1 protein-coding gene is annotated in these 16490 nt (G+C 46.0%); it reads left to right on the forward strand.

The window, feature by feature from the left end; genetic code table 11:
- Window positions 1-11 precede the first annotated feature (11 nt).
- On the forward strand, window positions 12-16478 hold the full coding sequence (locus NSQ16_RS09200; RefSeq protein ID WP_230488583.1) for a non-ribosomal peptide synthetase: 16467 nt from the start codon (window positions 12-14) through the stop codon (window positions 16476-16478).
- Window positions 16479-16490: the final 12 nt, after the last annotated feature.

The following is a 16490-nucleotide window of genomic DNA, read 5'->3' on the forward strand; positions in this document are numbered from 1 at the left end:
ATCTTAAAGGCATGAAGCGGCAGTTGAAAAGCCCGCTTTCAGAAGGGCAAAAAGGGCTGTGGATGCTTCAAAAAATGTCTCCTGGGATGAGTGCATATAACATTCCTTTATGTTTTCGCTTCAGCAAACCAATACATGCAGAGACGTTCAAGAAAGCCCTTCTGTTTGTACAGAGACAATATCCGGTCTTAGCCAGTGTGATTCAAGAAGAAAATGGCATTCCATTTCAATCGGTTCAGTTATCAAAGGATCTTTATTTTGTGGAAGAGGATATATCAGCAATGAAATCAGCAGATATTTTGCCTTTTCTAAAAGAAAAAGCAAAAGAACCTTTCCAGTTGGAAGCTGGTCCGTTATGGAGCACACACCTTTTTCATCGGTTAGAAGAATGCATTGTTCTTATAACAATTCACCATATCATATTTGATGGTGTGTCGATGCTGACATTGATATCGGCGCTATTCGAAGCGTATCAACAATTGCTGAATGGGATTGAGCCCTTGCAGCAGCCATTAACAGCTGATTATTACGATTTTGTCGATTGGGAAAATCGAATGCTGACTGGCAGAGAAGGGGAAGAGCATCTCGCTTACTGGAAAGAACAGTTGTCTGGGAGTCTGCCAGTTCTTGATTTGCCTGCTGACCGTCCGCGGTCTTCAGCACGAAAATTTAAGGGGCAAGCTTATAAAAGCTTGCTCCCCCATCACCTGAGAAATCAAATTAAATCGTTTGCCCGCACCAATCATGTGAATGAATCGGTTGTGTTTCTCTCCATTTACAAAGTACTGCTGCATCATTATACAAAACAAAAGGATATCATTGTTGGCGTTCCGACAATGGGTCGGCAAGAAGATAGATTTGAAACCCTAATCGGTTATTTTATCAATATGATGGCTGTTCGGAGCAAGAATATCGGATCTCAGCCATTAACAGCATTTATTCGGGAACTGCAGCTGACAGTGGCTGACGGCCTGGATCATGCGGCGTTTCCGTTCCCTGCATTGGTAAGAGAGCTGAATGTAGACCGCTCGGCCGCGGATTCTCCGGTTTTTCAAACAGCTTTTCTGTACCAAAACTTTTTTCAGGCAACAGGCTTGCAAAAAGTGCTTGAACCGTATCAAACGCTTGGCATCGAATATATTGAAGACATTCGGCAAGAGGGTGAATTTGAGCTGGCGCTCGAAATATATGAGCAAGAAAATGAAACAGTGCTTCATCTTCTGTACAACCCTGATTTGTACGAACTGTCCTCCATTGAAAGCATGATGGAGAACTATATGAAGCTCGCGCAGCACATGATGGAGGACCCGTCTTTGCCGCTTGAAGCCTACTCTTTGCAATTAAATCAAGAACAAACTAGTTTGCTGGAACAATGGAATGCGACAGGGACAAACATCGCAAATGACAAGTGTATACATGAGGTGTTTGAGGAAAAAGCGAAACAAACCCCCGATGCGGTTGCTGTGATGTTTGAAGACAGATCACTTACATATAAAGAAGTAGATGAAAAAAGCACATCTGTTGCAGTCTACCTTCAACATCAGGGTGTTGGACCTGAACAGCCCGTTGGCATTTGTGCAGAGCGTTCGTTTGATATGATCATCGGAATTTTAGGAATACTGAAAGCTGGCGGAGCGTATGTGCCGTTAGATCCAAGTTTTCCGCAAGAACGATTAGAGTACATGCTCAAAGACAGTCAGGCATCCATTGTCCTCACCCAACCTAACGTTCATGATAGGATCAGCGGATTAACTGGCAGCCATGTAAAAGCGATCAATATCGAGTTAGCTTGCCGAAACGATTATACAGACCAGCAAAGCAGCGGTTTAAAGCGGGAAGTAAAACCGGAACACCTCGCTTATATTATTTATACATCGGGAAGCACTGGAGAGCCTAAAGGGGTTATGGTAGAGCATCGGAGCATTATGAATACCCTGAATTTTCTTGAATCTCACTATCCTGTAACGGCTGAGGATGCATATTTATTGAAGACGAACTATGTGTTTGATGTATCGATCTCAGAATTATTCGGATGGTTTATTGGAGACGGCCGTCTTGTGATTCTTCCGCCTAATGGGGAGAAATCACCGCAGCTTTGCATGGATTATATTGAAACATATAAAGTGACTCACATTAATTTTGTGCCGGCCATGCTGCATCTTTTTTTAGAAATGGCGAAAGACAACAAGCGATTCACAGAGGACGGTCCGCTGAAGTATATGATGGTTGCAGGTGAAGCCTTCCCTAAAGAATTAGTGAAAAAGGCGGTATCGCTCTTTACAAACTGCCGTGTTGAAAATATATACGGACCGACGGAAGCCTCCATTTACGCTGCGTATTTCGGATGCGGAAAAGGAGATATCGCAAGTCACCATACACCGATTGGAAAGCCTGTTTCCAACACGAAAATTTATATTGTGGACCAGCATTTGAAGCCTGTCCCGATCGGAAAGCCTGGTGAGCTTTGCATCGCTGGAGCCGGTTTGGCAAGAGGCTATTTTAAAAAGCCGGGGCTTACGGCTGAAAAATTTATTGATAATCCCTTTGAACCAGGGACGAAGCTATATAAATCGGGTGATTCAGCAAGGTGGCTTCCTGACGGCAACATAGAATACTTGGGACGGATTGACAGCCAAGTCAAAATACGCGGTTTTCGCGTCGAGCTGGGCGCAATAGAAACAAAGCTGAGTGAATTTCCGGGCATTTTAGATCAGGCGGTAGTGGTGAAGCAGCTGGAGGGCCATCAACAGCTCGCTGCTTATTATACAGAGGAAAGCGGACATGCCTCTGCCAATCCAAAAGATTTGCGCCTTCATCTAAAATCGAGTCTGCCTGAATATATGATACCTTCACACTTTATCCGCTTAGATGAGCTTCCATTATCGCCCAGCGGAAAAGTGAACCGTAAAGAATTAGAAAAACGCGAGATCGTGTTCAACAGAAGGAAACCAAATCACTTGCAATTAACGGAAATAGAGGATCAGGTGCTGCGTATTTGGGAGGAAACGCTCAAGGTCAGCGGATTTGGGCCGGAAGACGGATTTTTCGATGCGGGCGGCGATTCGCTTCTGGCTGTAGCTGTGGCTGAACGAATCAAAAAAGAATTCGATTGTGAGTTTCATGTTACTGAGCTGTTTGAGTATTCCACGATCCGTGCAATCAGTGAATACATTTTGGAGATGAAAAACTCAGATCTAGCCGGGACACAAAATGAAGATGATCATGATGACAAAAAAGATGGAAAATACCCGAAACAGAAGATTCCCCCTTATTTTGACGACAGTGTTGCGATTGTGGGGATATCTTGCCAGTTCCCGGGTGCGAAAAATCATCATGACTTCTGGAACCACATCAAAGAAGGCAAAGAAAGCATACGATTCTTTTCTGAAGAAGAGCTTCGCGCAAATGGAGTTCCCGAAGAATTGATACAGCATCCTGACTATGTGCCGGTGCAATCTGTGATCGAAGGGAAAGACTTATTCGATCCCGGTTTCTTTCAAATCTCGCCAAAAGATGCTGAGTATATGGACCCTCAGCTCCGCCTCTTATTGCTGCACTCCTGGAAAGCGATTGAAGATGCAGGATATGTGGCTAAGGAGATTCCGGCAACAAGCGTATATATGTCTGCAAGCAGCAATTCATATAGAACGTTATTGCCGAAGGAGACAACAGAAGGACATGGATCGCCGGATGGCTATGTCTCATGGGTTTTAGCCCAGAGCGGAACCATTCCCACAATGATCTCACATAAGCTCGGATTAAAAGGGCCAAGCTATTTTGTTCATTCTAACTGTTCTTCATCACTAGTCGGTTTATATCAAGCATACAAAAGCCTGACATCGGGCGAATCACAATATGCGCTTGTCGGGGGCGCAACATTGCACGCACAATCAGCGATCGGCTACGTGCACCAAAACGGGTTGAATTTTTCAAGCGACGGGCATGTGAAGGCGTTCGATGCTTCGGCGGACGGAATGGCCGGAGGTGAAGGCGTAGCAGTCATCCTGCTGAAAAAAGCTGTGGATGCCGTAAAAGACGGAGACCATATTTATGCCATTATGCGCGGAATAGGCATCAATAATGATGGGGCAGAGAAGGCAGGCTTCTATGCGCCTAGTGTAAAAGGCCAAACAGAAGTAATACAGCATGTATTGGATACAACCAAGATCCATCCTGAAACGGTCAGTTATATTGAAGCGCACGGGACGGGAACGAAATTAGGCGATCCTATTGAAATGTCTGCACTAAATAAAGTGTACAAGCAATACACCGACAAAACACAATTTTGCGGAATCGGTTCAGTGAAAACGAATATCGGCCATTTGGATACAGCTGCGGGGTTAGCCGGATGCATTAAAGTTGCGATGAGTTTATACCATAATGAACTTGCACCGACCATCAATTGTACGGAGCCGAATCCGGATATAAAGTTTGAAAGCTCTCCTTTTTATGTTGTCCGTGAACGAAAATCGTTAGAGAAACACGCAGGTGTCCATCGGGCGGCTCTGAGCTCATTCGGCCTTGGCGGAACTAACGCCCATGCAATATTTGAGCAATATGAAAACACTTCTGATGCAGGTACCGAAAACGAAGGCAATCAGCCTTACATCATTCCTATATCAGCTAAAAATAGTGAACGGCTCCAAGTATACGCGAAGGAAATGCTGTCCTATATCAGGCAAGACGAGCAAAGGTATTTCTCTTTAAGAGATATTGCATATACCTTCCAAGTCGGCCGTGAAGCAATGGATAACAGGATCGTTTTTATAGTGAACGATCTGGAAGAATGGAAACATCAGCTGAAAGCTTTTGTGACTGGAAAGCCGCTCATAGAAGACTGTATTCAAGGAGAAAAAACGAGAATGACATCCGCTGAACAGCTGCTTGGAAATGCTGAAGCAGATGATATGGCTTCATCACGAATATCAAAAGAAGAATTGAGAAAGCTTGCCGAGATGTGGGCAAATGGTTTTCATGTTGAATGGCGCAGGCTCTATCCAAATACAAAGCCACGCCGCATCAGCTTGCCGACATACCCTTTTGCCGAAGAACGATACTGGCCTGAAAGCAGCACCGGCGCTATCACAACAATTGAACCATCTCGCTTGCATCCTTTGGTGCACCATAATACATCGGTTCTGTCAGAGCAGCGTTTCAGCTCCATTTTCACAGGACAAGAGTATTTTATTGCCGAGCATATCATTAAAGGCATGGCGATTTTGCCGGCGGCGGTCACGCTTGAAATGGCAAGAGCCGCTATAGAACAAGGAATTGGCGGATTGGAGGATCATGAAACTGGAATCAGGCTGAAAAATGTCGTGTGGGTTCGCCCGGTTGTAGCAGGAAGTGAGCCGGTTCAGGTAAATATCGGACTTTACGATGAAGATGGCGAACATATTGCTTATCGGATGTATGGTGATCCGGAATCCGCTGATGCAGAACCAGTTGTATATAACCAAGGTAAAGCGGAATTGATTCAGTTAAAGCGAGAAAAAGCACTGGATCTTTCTAAGATCAAGAAACAATGTGATCAAAGCAGAATGGATGCTGCCTCGTTTTATGAAGGGATGATCGGCGCCGATTACGGTCCAGGTTACAAGAGTGTAGAGGCCGTATATAAAGGCGACGGCCAGCTGCTTGCCAAATTATCACTGCCAGAATCTGTTGCACATACGTTGGGCGATTATGTTCTTCATCCAAGTGTAATGGACGGGGCGTTACAGGCGGCTGAATATTTGCAAAATGTCGTCAGAGCGGAACTTTCAGACACTGAAGACTTTAAGGCAGCACTGCCATTTGCCCTGGAGGAACTTGAGGTCTTTCGTCAGTGCGTTTCTGACATGTGGGTTTATGTTCAATTCAACTCGAAAAACAAACCAGGAGATTTGATACAGAAAGTCGATATTCACCTATGTGATGAGCATGGCATGATCTGCGTGCGGCTGAAAGGATTTTCGACGAGAGTGATGGAGGCAGATATACAAACCGAACCATCAAAAATCAACGCTGAAACTTTATTGCTTCAGCCCGTTTGGCAAGAACAAAAGGCTGCTGACAGCTTAGCTGCAAAAAAATATGCAGAGCATCTCGTATTCCTATGTGAATATGATCATGAGACGAGAAAACAAATTGAAGCAGCTATCGAGGATGTCCATGTATACAGCCTGGAAGCAAGGCCTTCTTCAGTAGATGGGCGTTTTCATTCTTATACAGAACAAGTGTTTAAAAAGGTACAAGAGATCATTCGTACGAAACCGAAAGACGGCATTCTCGTTCAGATCGTAACCTCTGCAGAGGGAGAACAGCAATTGTTTTCAGGATTGACAGGACTGCTGAAAACAGCTTGTCAGGAAAATGCCAAACTAACCGGCCAAATGATTGAAGTCAGCAGTGAAGAAAGTGGAGAAAGCATTGCTGGCAAACTGTTAGAAAATCAAATGAGCAGCGATTCATATGTCAAATATCAAAACGGGACACGGTATATTGCTGATTGGCGTGAAATCAAACAGGCAAAAGGAGACGGCAGCAAACCGTGGAAAGACAATGGCGTTTATCTCATTACAGGAGGTGCCGGCGGACTAGGTCATATTTTTGCAAAGGAAATTGCGGAACAAACGAAAAATGCGACAGTCATTCTGGCGGGCCGCTCACCTCTTAGCGAAAGCAAAAGCAAAAAGCTGAAAGAGCTTCATAGCAAGGGGGCTGACATCACCTACCGGCAAACAGATGTTACCAATAAAATTGAAGTCTATCAGCTCATTGACGACATTCAAAAAAGATATGGCCGTCTGAACGGTATTCTTCATAGTGCCGGAATCATCAAGGACAGCTACCTGGTTAATAAACAGGCAAAAGATCTGCACGATGTACTGGCGCCTAAAGTAAAAGGGCTTGTTTATCTAGACGAAGCGAGTAAGGATTTGCCTTTAGACTTCTTTATTCTCTTTTCATCTCTTTCAGGAAGTTTAGGGAGCATTGGTCAGTCTGACTATGCGGCAGCCAATGTATTTATGGATATGTATGCAGGCTATCGAAATCGGCTTGCCGACCTCAGCCAGCGGCATGGGAAGACGCTTTCTGTAAACTGGCCTTTATGGAGAGATGGAGGCATGCAGGTCGATCAAGAAACTGAGAAAAGGCTTGTGCAACTGGCCGGTATTGTTCCTATGAGGGCGGAAAAAGGAATTCAGGCATTATATCAAGCACTTCATTCAGAGGCAAACCAAGTAATGGTGATCGAAGGCGATGTGCAGAAAATAAAACAAAACATGCTGGCCAAAAACGCCTCAGCACCTATGGAAAAGAAGGAAGCAGAACACATGACTGAACAAATAAATAGCATTGATACAGACAGTTTGCTGGATAAAGTAAAGGCGATGTTAAAGCGAGAGATCGCCAAGCTGTTAAAGGTCAAGCTTGAAACGATTGATGATCATGCCGAGATGACGGTGTATGGTTTTGATTCTATCTCCATGACTGAATTCACCAACCATATCAATCGCGCCTATCAGTTAGAGCTGACGCCAACCGTATTTTTTGACCACCCGACGATTCATGCGTTTGGCAAGCATTTGTCAGAAGAATATCAATCGGTATTTGCGAAGACATTTGCTGTGCGCGCTGTATCGGCTCAGATTCAGCCTGCTGCGAAACAGGAACAAGCCGTGCGTGCCAAAGCTAAAAGACGCAGAAAGCAGCAAGTCATGCTGCCAAACGCCATACAGAGTGATGCTGCGCCTGAGCCAATTGCCATTGTGGGCATAAGCGGGATTTTTCCTATGGCGAAAGATGTTGAGGCGTACTGGAACATCTTAAAAGAGGGCAAAGACTGCATGACGGAAATCCCGAAAGATCGCTGGGATTGGCGTGAATATGAAGGTGATCCGGCGAAGGAAGTCAATAAAACGAACGTGAAATGGGGCGGTTTTATTGACGGTATTGCAGATTTTGATCCATTATTCTTTGGCATTTCCCCGCGTGAAGCTGAACAAATGGAACCTCAGCAGCGCTTACTGCTGACTTACGCCTGGAAAGCGATCGAAGATGCAGGATATTCGGCGAAAAGGTTGTCAGGCACAAAAACCGGCGTCTTCATCGGAACGGGAAATACAGGATACAGCTCTCTTCTATCTAAAGCGAACTCGTCAATAGAAGGATCAGCGGCAGCCAATACGAGCCCATCGGTCGGTCCGAACCGTGTCAGTTATTTCCTTAATCTGCACGGGCCGAGCGAACCGATTGATACAGCGTGCTCTAGTTCACTAGTGGCGATCCACCATGCCATCTCTTCAATTGAGGAAGGCACTTGTGACATGGCATTAGCCGGCGGTGTAAATACGATTATCCTTCCTGAGGTGTATATCAGCTTTGATAAGGCGGGAGCACTGAGCAAAGAAGGAAAATGCAAGACGTTTTCAAATCAAGCCGATGGTTTTGCACATGGGGAAGGTGCCGGCATACTGTTCCTGAAAAAATTAAAAGCGGCTGAAGAAGCGGGAGACCATATTTACGGAGTCATAAAAGGCAGTGCAATCAATCACGGCGGCCGTGCAGCCTCTTTAACGACTCCCAATCCGAAGGCGCAGGCAGATGTTATTCAGTCGGCATATCAAAAAGCGGGAATCGATCCGAAAACCGTGACCTACATTGAAGCCCACGGAACCGGGACGGAGCTTGGAGACCCGGTTGAAATTAACGGTTTGAAATCAGCTTTTAAAGCATTGGGTGTAAATGAGGGAGACACATCAGCCAATCCTTACTGCGGTTTAGGTTCTGTAAAGACAAACATTGGCCACTTATCGCTGGCAGCCGGTGCAGCAGGAGTTATTAAAATATTATTGCAGCTTAAGCATAAAACCTTAGTGAAAAGTCTGCATTGCGAAAACGTGAATCCATACATTCAGCTGAAAAACAGTCCGTTCTATATCGTACGGGAAACGGAAGAATGGAAAGCGCTGAAAAATGAACGGGGAGAAGAGCTTCCTCGACGGGCAGGTGTCAGTTCATTTGGAATCGGCGGAGTAAACGCCCACGTGATTATCGAGGAATATATTCCGGAAGCATCCGATGAGAATATACCATCCATCGCGCCGGAACATCCGGGTATCTTCGTTTTATCGGCTAAAAATGAAGCGCGGCTAAAAGAACATGCACAGCAGCTGGCAGATGCGCTTGATAAGCAAACATATAGTGACGTAAATCTCGCCCGAATCGCTTATACACTGCAAGCCGGACGGGATGCGATGGAAGAACGTCTCGGGATTATTTCCGGTTCCATTGAGGATTTACAGAAAAAGTTAAAAGACTTTGCAGCGGAGAAAAGCGGTGTGGAGGATGTATTTAAAGGCAGGATTGATAAAGGCACACTCCAAATGCTGACAGAGGACGAAGAGATTCAAGAAGCCGTCGAGAAATGGATGGAACGGGGAAAGTATGCAAAATTGCTTGAATTATGGGTAAAAGGGCTTGATGTAGACTGGACGAAATTGTATGGCGAGAATCTGCCAAAGCGCATCAGCTTGCCGACGTATCCTTTCGCAAAAGACCGTTATTGGATCTCTGATCATATTGAAAAAAGCGGCAGCATTGATGCAAATCAAGCAGCCTCCCGCCTTGGCGGAGCCGTGCTGCATCCATTAATGCATCAAAACACATCCAATCTCTCGGAACAAAGGTTTAGCTCTATTTATACGGGAGAAGAGTTTTTCCTTGCTGATCATGTTGTGAAAGGCCAACGGATTTTGCCGGGAGTGGCTCATCTTGAATTGGCGCGGGCAGCTGTTGAGCAGGCCGCAGAGGTACAAGGTGTACCGCGCATCATGAAGCTAAAGAATGCGGTGTGGGTGCGGCCTATTGTTGTAGAGGATCAGCCGCAGCAAGTACACATTAGGCTTTTACCGGGAGAAAATGGTGAGATCTCTTATGAAATCTATGGTCATTCAGACGTTACTGGCGAACAGTCAATCGTCTACAGTCAAGGCAGCGCGGTATTGAATCCTGCTGAAAATTTGCCGGCGGTTGATTTGCAATCTCTGCGGGAGCAGTGTCAGGAAAGTCATTTCAGCGTAAACGAAGTATACGACACCTATCGAATGATTGGATTTGAATATGGTCCTGCTTATCGCGGAGTGAAAAAAATCTATACAGCTGAACAATTTGTTTTGGCAAAATTGTCATTGCATCCGTCAGCTGCAGATACGCTCAGCCAATACAAAATGCACCCTGGGCTGATGGATTCTGCTTTGCAGGCGTCAAGCATTTTGACAGGAGCCGGGGATAACCAGCTGACACTGCCTTTTGCGGTCCAGGAGCTTGAAGTCTTCGGAGCATGTTCGTCAGAAATGTGGGTATACGCAAGATACAGCCAAGGCAGCAAGGCAACTGATAAGGTGCAAAAGCGCGATATTGATATTTTAGATGAGAGCGGCAATGTTTGTGTACGGATGAAAGGATTATCTTTCAGAGCAGCAGAAGGCGGCTCTGGATCGGCGGAATCTGATCAAACGCTGGCAACCCTGATGTTTGAAGAAAAATGGGTGCCCAAGGATTTTAAAAAAGAAAGTCCTGAGCCTCATTACGAACGGCACATTGTCATGCTTTGCGACATGAATGGCCTCTCAAAAGATCGCATTGAATCAAGAATGACAGGAGCGGAATGCATCGTTTTGGAGTCATTCCGCGAAGGACTTGCAGAGAGGTTCCAAGATTATGCCGAACAAGCGCTTGAGACGGTCCAGGGTCTTCTCAAAAGCAGACCTCAGGGCAATGTTCTGATCCAGCTGCTTACCTCTGCACAAAGAAAGCAGTACTCATTCTCAGGGCTATCGGCGCTCCTTAAAACCGCCGGCCTGGAGAATAAAAAACTAATCGGCCAGACGATTGAAATCGATTCACATGAAAATATTGAAAGTGTAATAGAAAAACTGAAAGAGAATAAAAGGCACACAGAAGATCAGCACATCAAATATGAAAAAGGCAAACGGTACATCAATGATCTGGATGAAATGAAAATAGATGATCGGGAAATAAGCCTGCCGTGGAGAGATAAAGGCGTATACCTCATCACGGGCGGCGCGGGAGGACTTGGGTTTATTTTTGCAAAAGAGATTGCTCGTCAATCTGAACAGCCTGTTCTCATTCTGACAGGCAGATCTGAGTTGAATGCGGAGCAGCAGGCGGAGCTTAACGAGCTTCAGCAATTAGGGGCTCGCGCAGAATACAGGCAGGTAGACGTAACACCAACGGAAGCAGCCTTAGAGCTTATCACAAGCATTACGTCTGATTACGGAGACTTGAATGGCGTCATTCACAGCGCAGGGCTGATTAAAGATAACTATCTTATGAGCAAAACCAATCAAGAGCTGACACAAGTTCTCGCTCCTAAGGTGAAAGGGCTTGTGAATGTGGATGAGGCAACCGAGCATCTTGCGTTAGATTTCTTTATCCTCTTTTCTTCAATATCAAGTGTTGCCGGCAGCGCGGGACAGGCCGATTATGCAATGGCTAATGCATTTATGGACAGTTATGCTGCTTATCGAAATGCGCTTGTAACCGCCATGTACAGGCACGGACAAACGTTGTCAATCAATTGGCCGCTCTGGAAAGAAGGCGGCATGCGCGCGAATAAAGAAATTGAAAACATGACGTTGAAAAACACAGGTGTGACTCCAATGCGGACCGAGACCGGCATTCAAGCGCTGTATAAAGCTTTGGCATTTGGCAAAGATCAAGTCATCGTCATGGAAGGAATCAAAGACATGATGAGGGAAAAGCTGACTCAAAAGCCGTCTTCTGATGATGTATCAATGAAAACAGTGCAAGTACCGGTGACATCTGAAGCAAGAATGGATCAAGGAAATATGTTCGACCACATTCAAGAAGTTTTAAAGCAAACAATCTCTCAATTGCTCAAAATCAAACCTGAAGAGATTGACCCGGACATGGAGTTTAATCAATATGGATTTGATTCGATTACGTTAACTGAATTCGCAAATACACTGAATGAGAAGTACAAGCTGGATCTTACGCCTACGATCTTCTTTGAGCACGCAACTGTTTATGCATTTGCAGGGTTTCTGTCAGAAGAATATCCAAATGCTTTTACAGCTCAAACGCCTGCCAAAGCTGAGGTGCTGATGCAGCCTGTCGAACAGAATATAAAAAATATGACGTTTTCGACTGAAAACCGCTTTGTAAAACCTTCGGTAACACCAATGCAAAAGGAAGCTGATCACAAGCCTGAGCCTATTGCGATTGTTGGGATGAGCGGTGTTTTCCCAAAGGCAAAAGACGTTGAGGAATATTGGAAGAACCTGTCATCGGGCGCAGATTGTATTACAGAGGTTCCAAAAGACCGCTGGGATTGGCAGGAGTATTACGGAGACCCTCTGAAAGAAGCGAATAAAACAAACGTCAAATGGGGCGGTTTTATTGATGAAGTAGCTGACTTTGATCCATTGTTCTTCGGCATATCTCCGCTGGAGGCTGAGCAGATGGAGCCTCAGCAGCGCCTGTTAATGACCTATGCGTGGAAGGCGGTAGAAGAAGCGGGACACTCAGCGAGAAGCCTGGCAGGAACCAAAACGGGCATCTTCATCGGGACAGGAAACACAGGGTACAGTTCACTTCTGTCAAATGTAGACATCGAAGGCTCAGCAGCTGCGAATATGAGTCCTTCTGCAGGACCGAATAGAGTCAGTTATTTCCTGAACATTCATGGGCCGAGTGAACCGATCGACACTGCGTGCTCAAGCTCTTTGGTCGCCATTCATCATGCGGTTTGCGCCATTGAAAATGGAAACTGTGAAATGGCGATTGCGGGAGGGGTCAACACGGTCGTAACTCCGCAAGGCCATATCGCCTATGATAAGGCCGGGGCGCTGAGCAAAGAAGGAAGATGCAAAACATTTTCTGACAAAGCCGATGGATTCGCAGTCAGTGAAGGTGCCGGCATTCTCTTTCTAAAAAAGCTGACAGCGGCTGAACGAGACGGTGATCATATTTACGGTGTCATTAAAGGAAGTGCGGTAAACCACGGTGGCCGCGCAAATTCTCTAACGACTCCTAATCCGAAAGCTCAGGCGGATGTCGTAAAAACAGCATATGAAAAAGCGGGAATTGATCCAAGAACCGTAACTTATATTGAAGCGCATGGGACTGGAACCGAGCTGGGCGATCCAGTAGAAATCAACGGCTTAAAAGCGGCATTTAAAGAGCTGTATGAAAAAACGGGGGACCCGGCTGTTCATGGCAGCCATTGCGGACTTGGATCAGCGAAAACAAACATCGGTCACTTATCGCTGGCGGCCGGTGTGGCGGGTGTCATTAAAGTGTTATTGCAGCTCAAGCATAAAACGCTTGTCAAAAGTCTGTACAGTGAAACTGTTAATCCATATATCAGACTGGATGACAGCCCGTTTTATATTGTGCAGGAATCGAGAGAGTGGCAGGCGCTTCGGGATGAAGCCGGCCGAGAGCTGCCGCGCCGCGCAGGCATCAGTTCGTTCGGGATAGGCGGCGTCAATGCCCACGTGGTCATTGAGGAATATATTCCGAAAGAAACAACCCATCCTGCAACAGCACCAGCTGTGACAGCACAGCACCCGGGCATCTTTATTTTGTCGGCAAAGGATGAAGATCGTCTGAAAGACCAAGCCCGGCAATTAGCAGACTTTATCAGCAAGCGATCTATCACTGCTCGTGACCTCACTGATATTGCTTATACACTCCAAGAGGGGCGTGATGCAATGGAGGAGAGATTAGGGATCATCGCTGTCTCGACTGGGGACTTGCTGGAAAAACTGAACCTCTTTATAGAAGGAGGCACCAATGCGAAGTACATGTACAGAGGCAGAGCAGAAAAAGGTATCGCACAAACATTGAGATCAGATGACGAAGTACAGAAAACGCTCAACAATAGCTGGGAGCCTCACATATATGAAAGACTGCTTGATTTATGGGTAAAAGGCATGGAAATAGGCTGGAGTAAACTGTATGACGGCAAACAGCCGAAACGCATCAGCCTCCCTACCTATCCATTTGCGAAAGAACGCTACTGGATAACGGATACGAAAGAGGAGGCAGCCGCCCATCAAACAGCTTTAAAAACAGTCGAATCAGCAGCTTTGCATCCATTGATACATGTCAACACATCTGATTTGTCAGAGCAGCGTTTCAGCTCGGCCTTTACAGGTGCTGAGTTCTTTTTCGCCGATCATAAGGTGAAGGGAAAACCGGTTATGCCGGGCGTGGCATATCTTGAGATGGTTCATGCTGCCGTTACAAGAGCAGTGAGAAGAACCGAAGATCAACAATCTGTTATTCACATCAAAAATGTTGTGTGGGTGCAGCCGATTGTGGCGGATGGCCAGCCTGTTCAAGTGGATATCAGTCTAAATCCCCAGCAGGACGGCGAGATTGCTTTTAACGTCTATACAGAGGCTGCACACAATGATCGAAAGATACATTGTCAAGGCAGTGCTTCAATCCGTGGGGCAGGAGACATTCCAGTCCAGGATATCAGCGCGCTTCAAGACCAATGCAGTTTAAGCACACTCTCACACGACCAGTGTTATGAATTGTATAAGGCGATCGGCATTGACTACGGACCTGGTTTTCAAGGGATAGATCGGCTTTACATCGGCCGCAATCAAGCCTTGGCAGAGCTTTCTCTGCCTGCTGGTGTAACTCACACACTGAATGAATTCGTTCTTCATCCAAGTATGGCCGACTCTGCTTTACAAGCGTCGATCGGGCTAAAGCTGAATTCCGGTGACGAGCAGCTTTCTCTGCCTTTTGCGCTGCAAGAGCTAGAAATATTTAGCCCGTGTACAAATAAAATGTGGGTGTCTGTGACATCTCGTCCTAATGAGGACAAAATACAGAGACTGGATATTGATTTGTGTGATGAACAAGGCCGAGTGTGTGTAAGAATCAAGGGGATTACCTCAAGGCTGCTGGAAGAAGGCATACAACCGCCAGACGGGCCGACATCACTAGGAAACTCCAAAGCAACTCTTAACGGAGCGCTTCTTATGGCGCCGATATGGGATCGAGTGCAGCTGGAGAAAAGGAGCATTTCGCCTGCTGATGAGCGTGTTGTCATCCTCGGAGGGGATGACAACAGCAGAAAAGCTGTTCAAAGGGAGTTTCCGTTTGCCAAGGAGCTGTACATTGAGCCGAACGCATCAATTCATAGAATTACAGGCCAGCTTGAAGCACTCGGATCGTTTGACCACATCGTGTGGATGTCTCCTTCTCGTGTGACAGAGTGCGAAGTCGGCGATGAAATGATTGAAGCCCAAGATCAAGGCGTCATTCAAATGTATAGGCTCATTAAGGCAATGCTTTCTTTAGGCTATGGACAGAAGGAGATAAGCTGGACGGTCGTGACGGTGAACACACAATATGTTGATCAGCATGATATTGTCGACCCGATCGATGCCGGGGTACACGGCCTGATCGGTTCAATGTCAAAAGAATATCCAAATTGGCAGACAAAGCTGATCGATGTTAAAAAATACGAAGATCTGCCGTTATCTCAACTCCTTTCCTTGCCTGCCGATCAAGAAGGGAATACGTGGGCCTATCGAAACAAGATTTGGCATAAGCTTCGTCTAATTCCAGTACACAACAATCAACCGGTGCACACGAAGTATAAGCACGGAGGCGTTTATGTTGTCATAGGCGGAGCTGGCGGTATTGGTGAGGCGTGGAGTGAATATATGATCAGAACATATCAGGCGCAGATCGTTTGGATTGGCAGAAGGAAAAAGGATGCAGCCATTCAAAGCAAGCTGGACAGACTTGCACGTCTAGGGCCAGCCCCGTATTACATTCAAGCAGATGCGGCTAACCGCGAGGAATTAGAACGCGCGTATGAAACAATGAAACAAACGCATCATGAAATCAACGGCATCATCCATTCTGCGATTGTCTTACAAGACCGAAGCCTGATGAATATGAGTGAGGAATGTTTCAGAAACGTTCTTGCTGCAAAGGTTGATGTAAGCGTGCGAATGGCCCAAGTTTTCCGGCATGAACCACTGGATTTTGTTTTGTTTTTCTCTTCCGTACAATCGTTTGCAAGAGCTTCCGGACAAAGCAATTACGCTGCGGGTTGCAGTTTTAAGGATGCTTTTGCACAGCGGCTGTCTCAAGTATGGCCTTGTACAGTAGCCGTGATGAATTGGAGTTATTGGGGAAGCATTGGTGTTGTTTCATCACCGGATTACCAAAAGAGAATGGCTCAGGCAGGCATAGGCTCAATTGAAGCCCCTGAAGCAATGGAAGCTTTGGAATTGCTGCTCGGGGGACCGCTGAAGCAGCTAGTAATGATGAAAATGGCAAACGAAACGAATGATGAAGCGGAACAGACAGAAGAAACGATTGAAGTGTACCCGGAAACTCACGGCTCCGCCATGCAAAAGCTGCGAAGCTATCACCCGGGTGACAGCACAAAGATTCAACAACTGTTATAGGAGGGAAAGCGC

It is taken from the genome of Bacillus sp. PS108 (assembly GCF_037963335.1).
Classification (GTDB): domain Bacteria; phylum Bacillota; class Bacilli; order Bacillales; family Bacillaceae; genus Bacillus; species Bacillus subtilis.

Excerpts from the sequence above, each read along its gene's own strand:
- NSQ16_RS09200 (WP_230488583.1), top strand. The coding sequence starts at position 12 with ATGAAGCGGCAGTTGAAAAGCCCGCTTTCAGAAGGGCAAAAAGGGCTG.